A 3,003-nucleotide genomic window follows, 5' to 3' on the forward strand; every position below is an offset into this window, starting at 1 on the left:
CGTTCCTTCTGATGGATTCAGAATCCACAGCCCGAAAGCCGGCTCGGCTTCCGGCAATCCCTGCTGCAAGTATTCGTCGGTGCAGGGGCGCAATACCGCCCCGTCCTGCAGCCGACACGGCGACCAGGCCATCAGGTAACGCCCGCTGCCATCATTCAGGCTGACCAGGTCCGCCATGCGTCCGGTCACAGAAATGGCGCCGGTGAGAGTGCTCGCCGGGCCGGGCAGCGACTGTTCCGCCTGCCCCGCCACCCTGCCAAACAAGGGGCCTTCTCGGTTAACGAAGTTGTCGATATCGATAGCCACCGGCTCCATTTGCCCGGCGGCGGTTTCACGTAAGCGGATGGCCGTCAGCAAACGGCCATCGCCCATAAACGAGAGCGGCATAAACTCGCGACGGGTATCGTCCGTAAGCGCATGGCTCTCGGCGCCGTAGAGGGGAGTCAACGCTGTCCCGTCCGGGTTCACCCGATACAGATCAAAACGGTTTTCATTGTCCTTGTTGTCCCAGCGCAGAAACACCACTCGACCATCCGCCTTCACCAGCGGCGCCACGTCGTGGCTCATATTGAAGGTGATCTGCTGGATATCCGAACCGTCCGGCTCCATCACATGCAGCGCAAAGGCGCTCACGTCGCGCCCTTCCTCAAGGGGATAAAACTGGGGCTTGCCTTCATCCAGCAGACGGGCCCGGGCCTGACGCTGCCGGGTAGAGGAAAAGACAATGCGGCCATCGGGCAGGTAGGCGGGGTAACGGTCCTGGCCTTCTTCCGCCAGCAGGTCACTACTGATCAGGCGATGGATTGCGCGCCCCTGAAAATCGTATTCCCAAACATTCCAGGTGGGCTGCTCATCCTCGTCCGCATCAGGGATCTCCGGCGCCCGGGCAGCGAAAAGCAACCGGGTTCCATCCGGGCTCACGCTAAGATCGCGAATATCGTGACCAGCCCCCAGCCGCGCGGAGGTCACATCCCGGGCCTGAGCCCGGGCCGAGGCACTGTCGCGCACCATCAACCGGGCACCGGCCTGGAAAACCGCCGGCTCTTCCAGGGCCTCCTGCGCCATCGCGTCCATGTCCGTCTGGGGCGGGGTCCGTTGCACATAGGCCACCGGGATCTCGGTCACGGTCGGATCTTTTGCCTGCTCACTGCCATCCAGGCCCCCGCAGCCACCCAGCGCTGCCAGCATTCCCAGCAGGCTGAGCCCCCCAATACGCTTTATTATTTTCACCCGTTCATCCGTATTTCGTAGGTTTACATCAGTATCCCGAATATCTTCTTAAATTTCTGGGCGTCACTTCACAGAGAGTGACGCAGAATGTCATACAGAATACTCACGGGATACGGGAAATCGGTTAAACGGTAATAGCATTATCACTACTGGCTTGCCGGCGGCCACCTTAGGCGGCTGCGGCGCTCATAGAGAACAACAAGGACCAAGCCCATGAAAGGCTACCGGGGGATCATACTGATCGCGCTTGCCATGGTGGTACCCGCCACCGCAACGGCAAACAGCCGGGATCAGGCTCAACGCATCCACAATCGGCTGGCCGGCGTACCGGCCGATGCCGCAACGCTGACCGAAATGGCAAGCCTGATCGACAACAACCAGGCCGCCGCCGCCGCCGAGTTGGCCATGGACCATCCGGCCTTCTACAACGTCACCATTAAGCAGTTCGCCACCCCCTGGACCAACGAAGCCCAGGATGTGTTTGCACCGCTCAACGACTACACCGCCACCATCATCGGTGTGGTCCGTGACGACGTGGACTTCCGCCGCATCCTCTACAGCGACCTGCTCTATGTGGGCAACGCCAGCCCGGCCGCCTCCCCCTCCAGCAATGCCCATTACGAAGCCCTGGAAAACCAGCATGCGGACCTGAGCACGGCACTCACCGAAAGCAGCCAGGCCAGCCAATACGGCACCCCCGCAGAAGCAGTGGCCGGAGTACTCACCACCCGTGCCGCCGCCAACGCCTTTTTTTACGCCGGCACCAACCGGGCCATGCTGCGCTTCACCATGATGAATCACATGTGCCGTGACCTGGAGCAGGTCAAGGACACCACCCGCCCCTCCGACCGCATCCGCCAGGACGTGAGCCGCAGCCCCGGTGGCGACAGCCGTATCTTCCGCAACAGCTGCATCGGCTGTCACAGCGGCATGGACCCGCTGGCCCAGGCCTTTGCCTACTACGACTGGGAAGGCGAACAGGAAGGCAATGGCGGCCGCATGGTCTACAACAGCGGCAACGATGCCGACACCGGCACACGGGTGCAGGGCAAATACCTGATCAACGGCAACAACTTCCCCTGGGGCTACATCACCCCCGACAACAGCTGGGACAACTACTGGCGCAAGGGCCCCAATGCCAACCTGGGCTGGGATCCGAACCTCCCGGGCAGCGGCGAAGGGGCCGCCAGCATGGGCAAGGAACTGGCCCACAGTGAAGTCTTTGCCACCTGCCAGGCAGAAAAAGTGTTCCAGACCGTGTGTCTGCGCAAACCCGCCGACGGTGCCGACACCGCCGAGCTGGCCAGCATGACCAGCCACTTCAAAAACGATAACTACCGCATGAAAACCCTGTTTTCTGATGCGGCCACCTACTGCATGGGGGAGTAACGGATGACGTATTCTCAGCTTGCTCATCCCCGCGCGGCAGCCCTGCTGGCCAGCCTGCTCATCACCTTGCTCAGTGGCTGTGGCGGCAGTGGCAGCGGTGCCGACACACAACCGAACGTGGATACCGGCACTGGCGATAGTGGCGTGAATTACACCGGCCCCGCCCCGCGCAACGCAGACACCTCCGCCTTCAAGATATACATCTGGAACAACCTGGTCAGTGAACAGCGTTGCGGTGCCTGCCACCGCAACCAGCAACCTGCCTTTGTGCAAACCGGTGATATCAACGCCACCTATGCGGCGGCAAACCCGCTGATCAACCTGAACCAGCCCGCGACATCGCGCATGGTGCAGAAAGTAGCCGGTGGCCATAACTGCTGGGAA

Annotated in this window: 1 protein-coding gene and 2 pseudogenes; 2 read left to right on the forward strand and 1 reads right to left on the reverse strand. The window is 61.6% G+C overall.

The window, feature by feature from the left end; genetic code table 11:
* A pseudogene (locus A3730_RS21595) lies at window positions 1-1,230 on the reverse strand (PD40 domain-containing protein); the annotation flags it as partial.
* A gap of 213 nt (window positions 1,231-1,443) precedes the next feature.
* Between A3730_RS21595 and A3730_RS21600 the strand changes: the two are divergent.
* Window positions 1,444-2,619 carry a hypothetical protein gene (locus tag A3730_RS21600; RefSeq protein WP_063538890.1) on the forward strand — a complete coding sequence of 392 codons (1,176 nt, stop codon included), beginning with the start codon at window positions 1,444-1,446 and terminating at the stop codon, window positions 2,617-2,619.
* 3 nt (window positions 2,620-2,622) lie between these two features.
* Window positions 2,623-3,003, forward strand: a pseudogene (locus A3730_RS21605) (LamG domain-containing protein); the annotation flags it as partial.

The sequence above is a fragment of the Alcanivorax sp. HI0044 genome (genome assembly GCF_001634945.1).